Source organism: Hyphomonas atlantica corrig., from assembly GCF_017795365.1.
Classification (GTDB): Bacteria; Pseudomonadota; Alphaproteobacteria; order Caulobacterales; family Hyphomonadaceae; genus Hyphomonas; species Hyphomonas atlantica.
Genome location: NZ_CP051254.1, coordinates 3,404,131 through 3,419,261, shown reverse-complemented (window position 1 = coordinate 3,419,261; position 15,131 = coordinate 3,404,131). Strand labels below are relative to the sequence as shown.

Here is a 15,131-nt window from a genome sequence, read left to right as displayed (position 1 = left end):
AAAGGAGGTGGATCATGGGCGCGCCCATGACCCGCGCTGGCGTATTGCTGTTTGGCAAGCCGTCGGCAGCGACGCCCTTGCTCGGCCATGTGGCCGGGCTCCACGCTGAACGGATCGCCCGTTTCTGGCCCGCGCCACACGGAGGGTTCCTGACCCTTCCCACGGCGCGTCGCCACGCGGCGGCTATCCTGCTGGAGCGCCGCTGGAACAGTTCCGCCGATGATGGCGTGGACATTGTTCACGCGGTGGAGCGCGCCCGCGACGCGGATTTGGCTCGCATCCTGATGGGTGGCGAGGCCCCCGGTGGTTTGATGAAAGCATTGGGGCGGATCGGAGAAACTCTTTGGGATGCAGCGGCCTATGCCAATCTCCTGAAGCTGTTTGCCGATCCGGAATCGGTGAAAGTCCTGCGGCATATGCCGCGGATTGAAGCGGCTCGTTTGGGCCTGATCGCAAAGATTCCGGCCGCGCTTCGTGTGCCGGGCATTCTGGCGAACTTGCCACATCGACCGGAGGCTGTGGAGGATCTGGCGGAAGCTTATGCTCTTGCCCTGCAGATCCATGGCAGCGGTGAAGCGGCCAGGATCGTGCAACGGTGGAGCCGGGCAACCAGCCCGCTGGCCTTGTTCGATATGGCAGCCGAAGCACTCCAGCCGGACGAGTTCGGTCTCGTGCTTGCGCCACCCGCTCTGCCGGACTGGTTCAAGCCCGTCCGGACACGCAAGGCCCTGAACGAGATCGCCCTGGAGTTTCGCAACTGTCTGCGAGACTTCTCAGCCGATCTCGCAATGGGGCGGATGGCAGTGTACGCAGTGCGAAAATCGTCCAGTCCGCCTGTGGTCATGGCCCTGCGCCAGGACGCAGCGGGCTGGCGATTGGCGGAAGCCTTGCTGCGGAACAATGATGATCTGAGTGACGCCCATTTGCGGAGCCTGGTCGATGTTGTGGTGGCATCCGGTATCCGGACAGGCGAGTCGGCCTGGAAGCTGGCGGATCGGCTGCACAATCATGTCTGTCCAGATTGTGGGCCAGCGCATGTACCGCCGCGCAACACATGGCGGGAACGTCTCGCGCTCGGCTCCCTCTGGGACTAGGCGTCTGGCAAGCGTCGCAGTCGCGCCTCCGGTCCGAAAGGGCCGGGGGCGTTTCCATTTGTGACGCGCGCGTCATCGGTGTAGTCTCCGGTAAAACACAAGGGAGAGACAGACATGGCCGACGGGCACGAAATGGGCGACCGCGCGAAATTCCGGGAAATGCTGGAAGGCACGAAGGAAGACTGGGACATCATTGTTGAGCACTCGAAAAGCTTCAACAAGGGCCTCGCCAAGCGCGTGCTTGATCATCTTCGCTTGCTGGATGGGGACTTTGGCGGATTCCCGGTCGACCGGCTTGAACATTCGCTACAAACGGCGACACGCGCGCACCGCGACGGGCGGGACGAGGAATATGTCGTCTGCGCGCTGCTGCATGATATCGGCGACACGCTGGGCAGCTATAATCACCCGGATGTGGCCGCTGCGATCCTGAAGCCGTTCGTGTCAGAGGCCAATCACTGGATGGTCGCCAATCATGGTGCGTTCCAGGGCTACTACTTCTTCCACCATATCGGCCTCGACCGGAATTTGCGGGAGCATTTCAAGGACAGCCCACACTACGAGCACTGCGCGCAATTCTGCCATCTCTATGATCAGGCTGCGTTCGATCCGGAGTATGAGAGCGAGCCGCTGGAATTTTTCGTTCCAATGGTGGAGCGCGTCTTCTCGCGACCGGTAAATTCCATGTATCTCAAGGCGATGCAGGAATAAGCCCGAAACTGGATCAGGTGTTCGGGCTGGTTCCCGAGCGCTAGTCCGACGCGGTTTCCTGCAAGCAGGGGCCCTCACTGGCGACGCTGGTCATGGCGGCGTGGGCTTCGCATGTATTGCCATAGGTCTTGCCGTCGCAGCCGCAGACCGGGCGGTATTCGCGTGTGCACATCGGGCGGACTTCGGAGCAGACGCCCGCAGGGTCCGCGATGTTACGGCAGGCGCCATCCTCCATTTTGCAGAACAGGCCGTCTTCGCACGCAATGGCGGCGATGCCGCCACAGGTCTCACCGACCCCGGCGGTTTGGGGCAGGGTTGGCGCGTCATCGGGCGCTTCTGGAGCGGGAGGCGGAGCTTCTGCCTCAACGGGCGGCAGGTCTTCCGGGGGCTTCTCGAACCAGGCACAGCCGGCGAGAAGGGTCACGGACAGGACAAGAGCGATGAGGCGCATGGGAGTCTCCTTTCACGAGAGAACCCTGCGCCCCGATCGCGTATTTGGCAAGTCGTGAGCCTTAGCCTTTCATGCCGGCTGCAACGGCTGCGAAGATGTTCTGGCCGTGCTCACCGCCAGACTGGAAGGCCGGCTTCGTGGTGGCCACATCAGTGATCTGGTCCCATTTCGCGGCGACGGCTTCAGCGGACAGGCCTTCGCCCTGGCCGACAAAGACGCCTTCGGTCTCAACGATGCGGGCCATGGAGAATGCGCCAGCGCCTGCGGACAGGATCATGCCGGATGGGGCATCGTCTTTCACCAGATTCATCACGCCCGGCGTGACATATTCAGGCTTCAGCTGGGCCAGCACTTCATCTGGCATCAGGCCTTGCGTCATGCGGGTTGCCGCAATCGGGCAGACTGCGTTGATCTTGATGTTGTTTTTCGCGCCTTCGATCTTCAGCGTGTTCATCATGCCGACCACGCCGAGCTTGGCGGCGCCGTAGTTCGCCTGGCCGAAATTGCCATAGAGACCGGTCGAGGAGGTGGTGACCACGATGCGGCCGAAATTCTGCTCCTTCATGATGTTCCAGGCTGCGTGAACCGGCATGAATGTGCCGCGCAGGTGAACGTCGAGCACGAGGTCGATGTCGCCCTGTGTCATCTTGGAGAAGGATTTGTCGCGCAGGATGCCGGCATTGGCGATGATGATGTCGATACGGCCCCATTTGGCCATCGTGTCATCGATCATCTTCTTTACGCCAGCTTCGTCGGAAACAGACGAGCCATTCGCGATGGCTTCGCCGCCGAGCGCTTCGATTTCCTTCACAACGGCTTCAGCCGCTTCGGAGTTGCCGCCTGTGCCGTCCAATGAGCCGCCAAGGTCATTCACGACCACTTTTGCGCCGCGGCGGGCGAGTTCCAGCGCATGACAACGGCCGAGACCGCCACCCGCACCAGTGACAATGGCGACGCGATCGTCGAAACGGATATCTGACATGGGAAGACTCCTCATTCCTTTGACTGTTTGCCCCAGTCTCTGACCAAACGCTGACGTAAACGTCAAGCATGCCCCTAGGGTCACCTCTTGCGCGCAATGACGCGGCATGATTGCGTTTCGTCAACACCAAGACGCATCCACGGAGGATACCCATGCTGGCTTATGTGACTTTAGGCTCGAACAACAAGGAACAGGCGCTGGAATTCTACGATGCCGTTCTCGGGGAACTGGGCGGGCAGCGCGTCTATGCCAATGACCGTCTGCAATTCTACGCAACGGGCCCCGGACAGCCGATGATCGGGATTGGTGGCCCCTATGATGGCGAGGCGGCGACCGTTGGAAATGGTGTCATGCCCGCGCTCTCATGCAAGGATCGCGACATGGTCGACCGGGCCTACAAGAAGGCGTTGGAATTGGGCGGCACATGCGAAGGCGAACCGGGCGAGCGCATGCCAACCTTCTACGGCGCCTATTTCCGGGACCCGGACGGCAACAAGCTCTGTGTCTGCAAGGTGGGGTAGGTCACCCTATCGCCGCCAGGAAGACTTCGAGCGCCTCTTTCGCAAAGAGGCGCATGTTCTCCGGGCGGTCGGTGAGGCCGGTTTCCAGCGTGGTGGAGATTTCAAACCGGTTCGGGCCGACCACCGCTACGCAGGTATGGCCCGCTGCGTCGCCATAGCCATTGCCAGTCGGACCGGAGGCGCCGGTTTCGCAAATGCCCCAATCGGCGGCGAGCTTTCCGCGGATCGTATTGGCAAGCAGGCGGGCATAGGGCTCCGTTGAGGAGCGCATGTCGCCAAGGTCTTCGCGGGTCAGGTCCAGCAAATGCTTGAAAGCCTTCGGCGTGTAGATGACGCCGCCACCGCGATAGTAGCGGGACGCGCCAGGAACGGCGAGCAGGGCGGCAGAGATCAGGCCGCCCGCCGAGGATTCCGAGACGGCGACGGTTTCGCCGCGCGTCATGAGCTTGTCGGCAATTTCGTGCGCGATGGGGATGAGCGTTTCCATGCGGGGCAGTTGAGCAGGCACAATCGGGCGGCGCAAGCCGGACGTTGGGAGAGGGCCGGGCTCTGGTCTCCCGCGCCTGTGCTTCGACTTCGCCCATCCTTCAACTTCGCTCAGGATGAGTCCGCACCCTGCTGCCAGATTGCAGCGCTCATCCTGAGCGAAGTCGAAGGATGGGCAGGCTCGGGGAGTTGCACCCGGTAGCGCACAAGAATGCTTCCCCTTCGGCCACGGCGCGGCTAAGCCTGAATGTGACACTTTGGGGAAAGGGAGCGGCGGATGCTTTCAATCGCGGGATATGAATGGGGTTGGGACAATGCGCGGGCACTGATCGGCATCGTCCTGATCTATGGCGTGTGCTGGGTCTTGTCGGAGAAGCGCAAGCTGTTCCCGTTCAAGCTGGTCGTCGGCGCAACGATCATGCAATTCGTATTCGCGCTCATCCTGTTCGGCATTCCCTTCGTGCGTGCGATCCTGTTCAAGGCCAATGACGTGGTTGATGGCCTGCAGAATGCGACGCGGGCCGGCACGAGTTTTGTGTTCGGCTATGTCGGGGACAATGTGGCCGCGCAGCAATTGATGGATGGCTCGCCGCCGCCGCTGTTCTTCTTCCAGATCCTGCCGATCGTGATCGTTGTCGCTGCGCTATCCGCCATTCTCTGGCACTGGCGTATCCTTCAATGGATCACGAATGGCTTTGCCTATATCTTCCAGCGTGCGATGGGGCTTGGCGGGGCAACGTCTCTTGCTGTGTCCGCCAACGTATTCATGGGCATGACCGAAGCGCCCGTGCTGATCCGGCCCTACATCAAGGGCATGACCCGGTCTGAATTGCTGATCATGATGACGGCGGGCTTCGCGACCATCGCTGGCAGTGTGCTGGTCGTTTATGGATCATTCCTCGAAGGCAAGATGGAAAATCCGCTGGCACAATTGCTGACCGCCTCCATCATGGCAGCCCCTGCGGCAGTGGCTGTTGCACTCTGTCTGGTCCCCGAGACGACGCCCGCGACCGAGCGTATGAAAGAGCCGGATTTCAGCTATTCTTCGACTATGGATGCCTTTTCGACCGGCGCGTCTGACGGCCTGAAGATCGTTCTGAACATCACGACCATGCTGATCGCGGCGCTGGCCCTGCTGTGGCTGGTCAATGCCGCACTCACTGGATTGGGGAATCTGTCTCAATTTTCGCCGAGCAATGCCGCTGACTTCATGGATCTCAACGGACTGCTTGAGCCGGTAGAATTTGTGATTGAAGGGGTCGCCTGGCTGATCCTGTGGATCGTAAAGATCTTGCTGCTGCCCTTCTACTACTTGCAGCAATGGGCAGGCGAAGATGGGCTCACAATCGAGAAAATCCTCGGCTGGCTCTTCGCGCCGTTGATGTACATGATCGGCGTGCCGATGGGAGAGGCGGCGCAGTCAGGTTCTCTCATGGGGGTCAAGACCGTGTTGACGGAATTTGTCGCCTTCCTTCAACTGGCCGAAGTTCCAAGCGACGCAATGGACCCGCGCACACGCATGATCACGGCGCACGCCATTTGCGGCTTTGCCAATTTCGGTTCGATGGGCATCCTGATCGGCGGCCTGAGCATTGTGGAGCCAGCGCGGCGGGACGATTTCCTGGCGCTGGCCTGGCGGACCCTGCTGGCGGGCACGCTGGCGACTTGTCTGTCCGGCGCAGTGGTCGGCGCATTGCCATATCAATTGTTCACGGGCAGCTGATCTTTTCCCTCGCCTGTCGCACGGTCAGGCCTAGACTTCAGGTCTGGGATTGGCACGAGTGCGAGACATGAGAATGAGACGAATTTGGGCAGGCGTGTTCGCCGCGAGTGGTGCTGCCTTGGCGGCTGCAATGCCGGTAGCCGCACAGGAACGACTGGAGCCGGTCAATGTCTGGGGTGACCGGGCGGAGACCGATCCCGGTAGCCTTGCCGTTCTGGACAATGCCGAGATAGCGGACACGCTCGCCGACCACCCAGCCGAAATCCTGAATAAGCTGCCCGGCGTGAACATCCAGATGAATTCCGGGCAGGAGCATCTGATTGCGATCCGCAGCCCCGTGCTGACCGGCGGGGCCGGGCAGGGTAGTTTCCTGATCATGGAGAATGGCGTGCCGGTGCGCTCGCCCGCCTTCGGAAACGTAAATTCGCTGTTCGAGCCGCATCATGAAGTGGCAAGCGCCATTGAGGTCGTGCGTGGGCCGGGCAGTGCGAAGTATGGCTCCAATGCCGTGCACGGACTGGTGAATGTCATCTTGCCGGACGTCGGCGCCGGCAGCGAGACCGTCGCAAGCTATGGCACGCTCGGCCGATGGCGCACTGATGTGACGCTGGACCAGGGCGAGCATTGGCTAGCGGCAGTCTCGATCCAGAAGGATACAGGCTGGCGCGACAATACCGGTATGGACCAGCAGAAACTGACTGTGGTGGGAGACTGGGCGCTGGGCGGTTGGGACACGACAGGGTGGCTGACCGCATCCAACCTCAATCAGGAGACGGCCGGCTTCATTCAGGGCGCCGACGCCTACAAGGATGAGGACATAGCCAAATCCAATCCGAACCCGGAGGCCTATCGCGATGCCTGGTCGGCGCGCGCCGGGGCGCGGCTTTCCCGCGAAATGGGCGGCGGCACGTTGACCCTGACGCCTTATGCGCACACGCAGGCGATGATCTTTGCGCAGCACTTCCTGCCGAATGGCGGCGTCGAGAAGAATGGCTCGACCGGCGGCGGCGTCATGGCCCGCTTTCAGCGGGAGGTCTCTGAGGCGGTGACCTGGCGGATCGGCGCGGATGTGGATGTGGCGAGTGGCTGGCTGAAGGAAATCCAGCCGGAGCCGTTCGGATTTTTCCCAGGCGACGCACGTTTTCCACAGGGCAAGCACTATGACTATACCGTCGACACGCTGACCGGCGCGCTGTGGGGTGAACTGGACTATGTGCTTACGGATGATATGCGCCTGCTGGCGGGGCTGCGAGCGGAAACCCACGAATACGATTATTCGACGGATGTCGCCCCCGGAATCAATGGCCGGTTCAATGTGCCAGCGGACCGGACGGATAATTTTGACCTGCTGACGCCGAAGCTGGGCTTGATCTGGTCTGTGGCCGACGCAACCGATCTTTATGCGAATTATGCGCGGGGCGAGCGTGCACCTCAGGCGTCTGATCTCTATCGCCTGCAAAGCCTGCAAGTAGCCGGTGAGGTCGAAGAAGAGACGCTGGACAGTTTCGAGATTGGCGCGCGGGGCAGTGCGCTTGATGGCCGGTTGGTCTATGATGTGGCTGCCTACTGGATGGAGAAGGAGAATTTCTTCTTCCGCGATAGCGACGGGTTGAATGTTCCCAATGGATCGACCGAGCATGCGGGAGTCGAAGCCTCGGCGGCTTTGGAACTGACCACCGCATTCAGTGTTTCCGGATCGGCAAGCTGGTCAGACCAGACCTATACGTTCGACCGGATCACCAGTTCGGGTACGGAAACCATCCGGGACGGAAACGAGATCGACACGGCCCCGGAATGGCTGGCAAATGTCTCGCTCGACTGGCAGGCGACGGAGGCGATCAAGCTGTCCCTGAATGTGGATCATGTCGGCGAGTATTTTGTCGACCCGGCCAACACCACAGTCTATCCCGGTCACACAGTGCTTGGCGCGCGCGGCGCATGGGTGTTTGCTGAGGCAGCCGAAGTGTTCCTGATCGTGCGCAATCTGACTGATGAGCGCTACGCTGACCGGGCCGACCTCGCCTTTGGCAATGACAGATACTTCCCCGGCGAGCCAATCAATGCGACGCTGGGCATGAGAAAGAAATTCTAGGGAGGAAACCAATGAAACTTTACCATACGCCAAACGCTCCGAACCCGGACCGGGTGACTTTTTTCTTGCGCGCCAAGGGCAAGCTCGATGCTGTGGAGCTGGAAGAAGTCTCCATCATGAAGCAGGAGCACAAGACGAAGGAATACCGTGACGTCTCGCCCTTCGCGCAGGTTCCGGCGCTGGTGCTGGACGATGGCACGAAGATCACCGAGAGCCGTGCGATCTGCACCTATTTCGAAAACCTCTTCCCTGAGCCCAATTTGATGGGATCAGACGCCAAGGAAAAGGCGCTGATCGAGATGTGGGATCGCCGTGTGGAGATGATGTTCTTCGTTCAGTTCGCCACATGGTTCCGGAACGCGCATGAGATGATGGCGCCGCTGGAAGTGCCGCAGAGCGCCGAGTCTGCCGCGAAGGGGGAAAAGGCCGCGCGCAAGATGGCCCAGCGAATCGAAAAGCATCTGGCTCAGCATGAATTTTTGGCGGCGGACCGCTTCTCGATTGCGGACATAACCCTGTTCATCACCTGCGGATTCTGCCGAGTGATGAAATGGGCGCCGCACAAGGAGCACGAGAATCTCGGCCGCTGGTACGACGCCATGAAAGCGCGGGGTTTTGCCGGTTAGGCGTTCTTGATCGTCAGGCCGCCATCGACCGGGATGTGTACCCCGGTCAGGAAGCTGGCGGCTGGCAGGACGAGCGACAGGGTCATGTTGGCAACTTCTTCCGGGATGCCATACCGGCGCAGCGGCACGCGGCGCTTGGCGTAGATTTCCTTGTGCTCGTCCTTGATGCCTTCGGTGATGCCGGTGTGGATCGGGCCGGGGCAGATGCAGTTCACCGTGATGCCTTCGCGGCCAAGATCTACGGCAAGGCCGCGGGTCAGGCCGATGACGCCATGCTTGGCGGCGACATAGGGCGAATTGCCCGGCGTCGCGCCAAGCCCTTCGGTGGATGCAATGTTCACGATGCGGCCGAAGCCAGCCTTGCGCATGTGTGGAAGTGCTGCGCGGATGGCGCGCTGGTGTGAGGTGAGCATGACATTGATGCTCGGGCCCCAACTATCCTCATAGCTCTCCTCGGCAATATCTGCCGGAAGGGCAAATCCGGCATTGTTGACCAGGATTTCCAGGCCGCCGAAATGCGCGGCAACTTCATCGACAACGCGTTTGATCGCGTCAGCGTCGCTCACATCCAGCGCCCAGCCATGAACATTGGAAAAGCCAGCGTCGCGGATTTCCTGAACCACGACGTCAACGTTCTCCTGCTTCAGGTCCGTGACGGCGACATTGGCCCCCTGCCGGGCAAAAAGGTGGGCGGTGGCGCGGCCCATGCCGCTGGCAGCGCCGGTGATCAGCGCGGTCTTGCCGTCGATAGAGCGGGACAAATCCTGATAGGGTAGGTTGCTCATGTCTTTTTCTTTCGCTTCTTGATCGTTCCGGAGAAATTCAGGACGGGGCGACCATTGGCCGTGATGATGCCCCGGACGAATGTCAGGGATCGGCCGCGACGCAGTACGTCTCCGCGCGCTTCCATGTATTCGCCTTCAAGGGCGCCATCGAGAAACTCGGATGTGAAAGCGACGGTCACGCCATATTCGCCCTCCATGCCGTCATGGGCGATAGCGAACAGGGAAAAGTCCGCGAACGACATCAGGCAGCCGCCATGCATGACGCCGCCCGCATTCATATGCTTGCGTTCGGCGCGAAACGCGGCGACGGGGCCTTGATTGTCAAACTTGAAATAGAATGGCCCTGCGGCGTCGTGTTCAAAGGGTTCGTCGGGCCAAGTCTGCCAGCCGGCAAATTCCCCGGATTCCACTGTATGTGCGGTCATTCCGCCTCCCTGCTGTTTTTGTGGGGCACGATACCGCACAGTCACCCTTCGACAAGCGTGCCGTTGGGGCATAGATTGGTCTGGCAAGAATATTCACCGGAGGAAATGGTATGGCATTCGATGCCGAAATCCGCGCGGCGCTGATCGAGCAGGTCCGCCGCTTTGTGACCGAGAAGTGCGTGCCGATCGAGGCCAAGGTCGGCGAGGAAGACGAAGTACCACAGGAAATCGTCGACGAGATGAAGAATCTCGGCCTGTTCGGCATCGCGGTGCCGGAAGAGTTTGGCGGTCTGGCCCTGGATATGGAGACCGAGGCACTGGTTGCGATGGAGCTGGGCGAGACATCCCCTGCTTTCCGTAGCGTGGCGGGCACGAATATCGGTATCGGCAGCCAGGCGCTCGTCTTGTTCGGAACGGATGAACAGAAGGAAAGATGGCTGCCGGGTATTGCCTCTGGCGACCTGATCGCCAGCTTCGCGTTGACCGAACCGGAGGCCGGATCGGATGCTGGCAGCCTGACGACCAAGGCCATCCGTGATGGCGACCATTATGTGCTGAATGGCACCAAGCGCTACATCACCAATGCGAACAAGGCAGACCTTTTTACGGTCATGGCGCGGACGGATCCGGATACGCCGGGCCCGAAGGGCGTTTCGGCCTTCATTGTGGAGCGCGATACACCGGGCGTAACGGTGGGCGTTCCTGAAAAGAAAATGGGCCAGCAGGGCGCGCATATCTGTGATGTGATCTTCGAGGATGCGCGTGTGCCTGCCGAGAACATGATCGCGGGCGAGGGCGAAGGCTTCAAAGTGGCGATGAGCGTGCTGGACAAGGGACGCCTGCATATCTCCGCCGTTGCAACCGGCGTCTCCAAGCGCCTGATCCGCGAAATGGTAAACTATGCATTGGAGCGGCAGCAGTTCGGAAAGCCGATCATGCAGCACCAGATGATCCAGGCCATGATTGCCGACAGCCAGGCCGAAACCTATGCGGCCGAATGCATGATCATGGATGCAGCGCGTCGGCGCGATGCCGGTGAGGATGTCACCCTGCTCGCCTCATCGACGAAATTGTTCGCCACCGAGGCGTGTGGCCGGGTTGCGGATCGCGCAGTGCAGGTATTCGGCGGCGCGGGTTATGTCTCCGACTATGGCATCGAGCGCTTCTATCGCGATGTGCGCATCTTCCGCCTGTATGAAGGCACCAGCCAGATCCAGCAGGTGATCATCGCGCGGGAACTGGCCCGCGCCGCGAAGGCAGGGAGATTGTAAGCCACCTATGCTTCCGCTCGATTCACCAAGATGGACGCAATTGTTCCACGTCTATGGGAGTGCGGAAGACATGCCGGAAAAACTACGAGCGCTCGAAATGCTCGACGTTATCGAGTGGACGCCGGACTCCCTTCTGGAATCAATCGCGGCGGCCATCTACCATCAGGGTGATCCGGGTACGGCCTCCTACGCAGCTGTACCGCACCTGATCCGGATCGCAGAGTGCAGAAGTCCGGCAGAGAAAGTGTGGCTGGTCTATCTTTGTGGTTGGATTGAAGGCGCGCGTGGTGAAGCGCGCCCGGAGATTCCGGTTGATCTCAAAGATGCTTACTTTGAAGCTCTGGGGAAAGCACGGAACATGGCGATGGAGTTGTTGAGCTCTCCCAGGGGGGACTGGGTAAAGGGTGAATACGCTGGCGATCTCACGTACATGTTCGGAGCAATTGCGGCATTCGATGGCGAACATGAACTTGCCCAGGATCTTTCAATGTTCGACATACTCAAAGACAGCTACGAAACAACTATGGCGGAGGAAGCCTGATGTTCGAACACGACCCTACAGACCCGCATGAGGTTGGGCTGAATGCCGAGCGGCTGGAGGCCATTCCGGAGTATTTCCAGAGCAACTATATCGACACGGGCAAGCTGCCCTGTGTGGCGACACTGGTTTCTCGTGGCGGCGAAGTGGCGCTGGAGGATTATTCCGGCACGACCCATATCGGCGAAGGTGAGCCAATCGGTCCGCATACGATCTTCCGAATCTATTCGATGACCAAGCCGGTCACATCCCTGGCGGCGATGATGCTGTTCGAGGAAGGCAAGCTGAGGCTGGATCATGAAGTTGCCCGTTACATTCCGGAATTTGCGGACGTGCAGGTGTTCGATAGCGGCAATCGTGAGGACTACACGACGCGCGCGCCAGACCGGGCCATGACCCTGCTGGACCTGTTCACGCACACATCCGGGATTACCTATGGCTTCCTGATGCAGGATGAGCCGGACGCGATTTATCGCAAGGAAAAGATCGGCGCGCCGACCGAGACCCTGCTGGAAATGAGCCAGCGGATTGCGAAGCTGCCGCTGGCCTTCTCCCCTGGAACGCAATGGGGCTATGGACATTCGATTGATGTGCTTGGTGCGGTGGTCGAGATTGTATCCGGGCAACCACTGGACGAGTTCTTCCGGGAGCGGATTTTTGGACCGCTCGGTATGGATGATACCGATTTCTGGGTACCTGAAAACAAGATTGACCGGCTGATGGTTTGCTACAGCAAGCATCCGATCAGCGGAGAGATCACCCTGGCCGATGCGGCGGGCAAGGAGTCGAAGCTCTACAGCAAGCGCCCGAAACTGCTGAATGCGGGCGGCGGACTTGCCTCTACCGTGCGGGACTATCACCGGTTTTGCCTGATGCTGATGCGGGGCGGCACGCTGGATGGCGCGCGCATCATCAGCCCCAAGACGTGGGAGTTCATGCGCCAGAACCATTTGCCCAATGGTCAGACCATCAAGGCGATGGGTGACAAGACGTTTTCCGAGGCTCGCATGGAAGGCAACGGGTTCGGGCTTGGCGGCTCTGTACTGGTTGATCCGGTGGCAAGCATGCAGCCCTCCAGCCACGGTAATTTCAGCTGGGGTGGTCTTGCCTCCACTTTCTTCTGGATTGACCCGGTTGAAGAGATGATCGCCATTCAGGCGACCCAGATGATGCCGTCAGGCACCTATCCGATCCGGCCTCAGCTGCAACAACTTGTCTATGCGGCGGTGGACTGGTGAGTGAGGAGCATTCCAACCCAGTCCGCGACGCGATTCTGGCCGTGACGGCGGCCTGTGGCGCGGGCAAGACGGTTGCGCCGGAGATTGCGGCGAAGGCCGTCAGCGAAAAGAACTTCCAGCGTGTGCTGAAGGATGTGCGGGCTGAAGCCGTACGCCTGCACAAGGCGGGCATCGTTCTGATCTATCGCAAGGGCAAACCGGTCGAAGATCCGGATACGTTCAAGGGCGTTTATCGGTTGGGATTGCCGGCAGCCTGACCGGTCAGTTGCCGTAGCGGCGCAGCTCCGTGCGGTAGCGGCGGCCATTGGCGGTCAGTACGTAGAGCCGGTCATACTCCGTAGCTTCGACAATCGGCGCGCCGGGCTTGCCGCCGAGCGCTTTCACAAGCTCCGGCGTCGTATTGGAATGGCCGACCACAAGGATGCTGCCGGGCGTCGCGCGCAGCATGTTCGCGAACGTGTCCAGATTGCTTGCGTCGTAAGGGAGAACCGTCAGGCCGTACGCATTTGCCGTGGGCGCGGCGGTTTCGCGGGTGCGATTGGTATCTGTGGAGTAGATAGCGGAAAGGTTTGCGTCAGCCAGTTCGGCAGCCAGAATCTCCGCGCGGGCCCGGCCGACAATTGTCAGGTGAGGGTCCTGCCCGCTGGCTTTCTCTGCGTGGCGGACGAGATAAATCGTCTGGGCGTCAGGCTCCGGGGTTGAAGCGCAGGCTGCCAGCGTCGCAAAGGCGATCATGGCCAGAGCGACGCGTCGCGACAGCATCAGGCTGCTTCCGGTTTGGCTACTGGACGTTCCAGAGAGAACGCATCTTCAGTTGGGCCGTTCTGTCGGAGCGATTGCAATCGGTCCCAGCCATCCTGCAACGTGAAGCGCTCACCCCGCTTTGCCCACCACAGGACAAAGCCCGCTCCAGCGCTCCGATCCAGTTGGCTCGACAAACGCCTCATGCCGGGGGGGTGCGTGCGGCCATTATAGGTGAATTCGCGCAGCGCCTCGACGGACTTCCAGCCCGCCATCGTGCAGACATCAGGGGCCGCGAGTTCAGCCGGGTATGGGAACGCGAGTTCCATGCCGTACCACTCACCATTCGGGCGGCGAATACCGTGGGTGTGCCAGTGCATACCTTCGAAGGAATCTGCATCCGAAAATATGCGCGGCAAAATCGCCATGAAGACCCGAACGAACTCGTTCTCCATCGTGAACGCGCCCAGGGGGCGCGCGCAATTGAAGTGTATCAAACGATACTCGTCGGCCATCGAATTGTCCCCATCCAATGTTGACGGGATTAAGACAAAGCCGTTTCACAATTCTTAAGCGAATTCAGAATCGTCCTTAAAACCTTGTGAATTACTTGCCTTTGAACTCGGCGGGGCGCTTCTGAAGGAATGCGCTGACGCCTTCCTTGAAATCATCCGTGCGCCCCGCAGTCCTCTGCGCAATGCGTTCATCATAGATCGCTTCGTCAAAGTCGGACTCGCAGGCTTTCCAGATCAGGTCACGCGCAAGAGACAGGGCAATTGTTGGCCCCGTGGCAAGCTTTTCAGCCATTTCCATCGCTGTGGACATGAGTGCGTCATCAGCGACAATTCGGTTCACCATGCCCCATTCCAGCGCTTTTTCGGCCGGAACCTTGTCGCCAAACAAGGCCATTTCCATGGCGCGGACGCGGCCAATGGTGCGCGCCAGCAGCCAGGTTGACCCGCCATCCGGTACCAGGCCGATGCGGCGGAATGCTTGCAGGAAATAGGCGCTTTCCGCACAAAGTACGATATCACCAGCGAGCGCCAGAGAGCAGCCAACACCTGCGGCAGGCCCATTCACAGCGGAAATAACCGGGTGCGGATGTTCGCGTATGGCTTGCATAAGTGGATTGTAGTGCGTAGTCAGCGCGCGACCGGCATCTGGCTTGGACCCTTCATGGCTGAGCTGTACGCCCAATTGGCCGGGGCCGAGATTCGCGCCTGAACAGAACCCACGGCCAGCGCCTGTCAGTATGGTGCAGCGCGCCTCATCCGCCGCGACTTCAAATGCGTGCAGCATTTCCTGTGCTGTGTCGACGCCGCACGCATTCAGCGTCGACGGGTCGTTGAAACTGATGATGGCGATGTCGCCTTTCAACTCGTAGGAAATCTTCGTGTAGGCCATGCATTTCGCTCCCGGTGGATGTTTTTTGTCATCCTATGGCCTA

Annotated in this window: 18 protein-coding genes; 10 read left to right on the top strand and 8 right to left on the bottom strand. The window is 60.2% G+C overall.

Annotated elements, in window-relative coordinates:
- Window positions 1–14: 14 nt before the first annotated feature.
- Together HF931_RS16345 and HF931_RS16340 are read left to right on the top strand one after the other, a co-directional pair.
- Entirely contained in the window at window positions 15–1,094 is a 1,080-nt protein-coding gene (locus HF931_RS16345) for a hypothetical protein (protein WP_273014783.1), read from the top strand.
- A 114-nt stretch (window positions 1,095–1,208) separates the two neighbouring features.
- Complete coding sequence (locus HF931_RS16340; protein ID WP_273241145.1) at window positions 1,209–1,805, top strand: HD domain-containing protein; 597 nt, start codon at window positions 1,209–1,211, stop codon at window positions 1,803–1,805.
- A 40-nt stretch (window positions 1,806–1,845) separates the two neighbouring features.
- Here HF931_RS16340 and HF931_RS16335 read toward each other — a convergent pair whose 3' ends face one another.
- Complete coding sequence (locus HF931_RS16335; protein ID WP_273241143.1) at window positions 1,846–2,256, bottom strand: Kazal-type serine protease inhibitor family protein; 411 nt, start codon at window positions 2,254–2,256, stop codon at window positions 1,846–1,848.
- A gap of 61 nt (window positions 2,257–2,317) precedes the next feature.
- Entirely contained in the window at window positions 2,318–3,238 is a 921-nt protein-coding gene (locus HF931_RS16330; protein ID WP_035552836.1) for an SDR family NAD(P)-dependent oxidoreductase, read from the bottom strand.
- A 152-nt stretch (window positions 3,239–3,390) separates the two neighbouring features.
- Here HF931_RS16330 and HF931_RS16325 point away from each other — a divergent pair, with 152 nt between their 5' ends.
- The gene (locus HF931_RS16325) at window positions 3,391–3,759 is read left to right on the top strand and encodes a VOC family protein (protein WP_273241141.1); all 369 of its coding nucleotides are present in this window, start codon (window positions 3,391–3,393) and stop codon (window positions 3,757–3,759) included.
- Between the two features lies 1 nt (window position 3,760).
- Here the strand turns inward: HF931_RS16325 and HF931_RS16320 are convergent, their stop codons facing one another.
- On the bottom strand, window positions 3,761–4,246 hold the full coding sequence (locus HF931_RS16320) for a CinA family protein (RefSeq protein ID WP_273241139.1): 486 nt from the start codon (window positions 4,244–4,246) through the stop codon (window positions 3,761–3,763).
- Window positions 4,247–4,522: 276 nt separating this feature from the next.
- Between HF931_RS16320 and HF931_RS16315 the strand changes: the two genes are divergently transcribed.
- The 3 genes from HF931_RS16315 (at window position 4,523) to HF931_RS16305 (ending at window position 8,686) form a co-directional block, all read left to right on the top strand.
- On the top strand, window positions 4,523–5,968 hold the full coding sequence (locus tag HF931_RS16315; protein ID WP_273241137.1) for a NupC/NupG family nucleoside CNT transporter: 1,446 nt from the start codon (window positions 4,523–4,525) through the stop codon (window positions 5,966–5,968).
- 73 nt (window positions 5,969–6,041) lie between these two features.
- The gene (locus HF931_RS16310; protein ID WP_273241136.1) at window positions 6,042–8,060 is read left to right on the top strand and encodes a TonB-dependent receptor; all 2,019 of its coding nucleotides are present in this window, start codon (window positions 6,042–6,044) and stop codon (window positions 8,058–8,060) included.
- Between the two features lie 11 nt (window positions 8,061–8,071).
- The gene (locus HF931_RS16305; RefSeq protein WP_273241134.1) at window positions 8,072–8,686 is read left to right on the top strand and encodes a glutathione S-transferase family protein; all 615 of its coding nucleotides are present in this window, start codon (window positions 8,072–8,074) and stop codon (window positions 8,684–8,686) included.
- Here HF931_RS16305 and HF931_RS16300 read toward each other — a convergent pair.
- Together HF931_RS16300 and HF931_RS16295 are read right to left on the bottom strand one after the other, a co-directional pair.
- On the bottom strand, window positions 8,683–9,471 hold the full coding sequence (locus HF931_RS16300) for an SDR family NAD(P)-dependent oxidoreductase (protein WP_273241132.1): 789 nt from the start codon (window positions 9,469–9,471) through the stop codon (window positions 8,683–8,685). The genes HF931_RS16305 and HF931_RS16300 overlap by 4 nt on opposite strands.
- Window positions 9,468–9,896 (bottom strand): PaaI family thioesterase, encoded by a 429-nt coding sequence (locus HF931_RS16295; RefSeq protein WP_273241130.1) that lies wholly within the window; start codon window positions 9,894–9,896, stop codon window positions 9,468–9,470. The genes HF931_RS16300 and HF931_RS16295 overlap by 4 nt, the downstream gene beginning before the upstream one ends.
- A gap of 110 nt (window positions 9,897–10,006) precedes the next feature.
- On the opposite strand from HF931_RS16295, the gene HF931_RS16290 reads away from it, so the two are divergent.
- The 4 genes from HF931_RS16290 to HF931_RS16275 are packed head-to-tail and all read left to right on the top strand — an operon-like array spanning window position 10,007 to window position 13,200.
- Window positions 10,007–11,167 (top strand): acyl-CoA dehydrogenase family protein, encoded by a 1,161-nt coding sequence (locus HF931_RS16290; protein WP_273241128.1) that lies wholly within the window; start codon window positions 10,007–10,009, stop codon window positions 11,165–11,167.
- Between the two features lie 7 nt (window positions 11,168–11,174).
- Window positions 11,175–11,708 carry a hypothetical protein gene (locus HF931_RS16285; RefSeq protein ID WP_273241126.1) on the top strand — a complete coding sequence of 178 codons (534 nt, stop codon included), beginning with the start codon at window positions 11,175–11,177 and terminating at the stop codon, window positions 11,706–11,708.
- Window positions 11,708–12,943: a serine hydrolase domain-containing protein gene (locus tag HF931_RS16280; RefSeq protein WP_273241124.1), complete on the top strand. Its 1,236-nt coding sequence runs from the start codon at window positions 11,708–11,710 to the stop codon at window positions 12,941–12,943. The genes HF931_RS16285 and HF931_RS16280 overlap by 1 nt, the downstream gene beginning before the upstream one ends.
- A complete protein-coding gene (locus tag HF931_RS16275; RefSeq protein WP_273241122.1) occupies window positions 12,940–13,200 on the top strand; it encodes a DUF3253 domain-containing protein in 261 nt (86 codons plus the stop codon). The genes HF931_RS16280 and HF931_RS16275 overlap by 4 nt, the downstream gene beginning before the upstream one ends.
- A gap of 4 nt (window positions 13,201–13,204) precedes the next feature.
- On the opposite strand, the gene HF931_RS16270 is transcribed toward HF931_RS16275, so the two are convergent.
- From HF931_RS16270 to HF931_RS16260, 3 genes are all read right to left on the bottom strand, one after another.
- Window positions 13,205–13,705 carry a SixA phosphatase family protein gene (locus HF931_RS16270; RefSeq protein ID WP_273241120.1) on the bottom strand — a complete coding sequence of 167 codons (501 nt, stop codon included), beginning with the start codon at window positions 13,703–13,705 and terminating at the stop codon, window positions 13,205–13,207.
- Window positions 13,705–14,199, bottom strand: a complete 495-nt coding sequence (locus HF931_RS16265) for a DUF3291 domain-containing protein (protein ID WP_273013968.1) — start codon at window positions 14,197–14,199, stop codon at window positions 13,705–13,707. Before HF931_RS16265 ends, HF931_RS16270 begins: the two co-directional genes overlap by 1 nt.
- A 91-nt stretch (window positions 14,200–14,290) precedes the next feature.
- Window positions 14,291–15,088: an enoyl-CoA hydratase/isomerase gene (locus tag HF931_RS16260; protein ID WP_273241118.1), complete on the bottom strand. Its 798-nt coding sequence runs from the start codon at window positions 15,086–15,088 to the stop codon at window positions 14,291–14,293.
- Window positions 15,089–15,131: the final 43 nt, after the last annotated feature.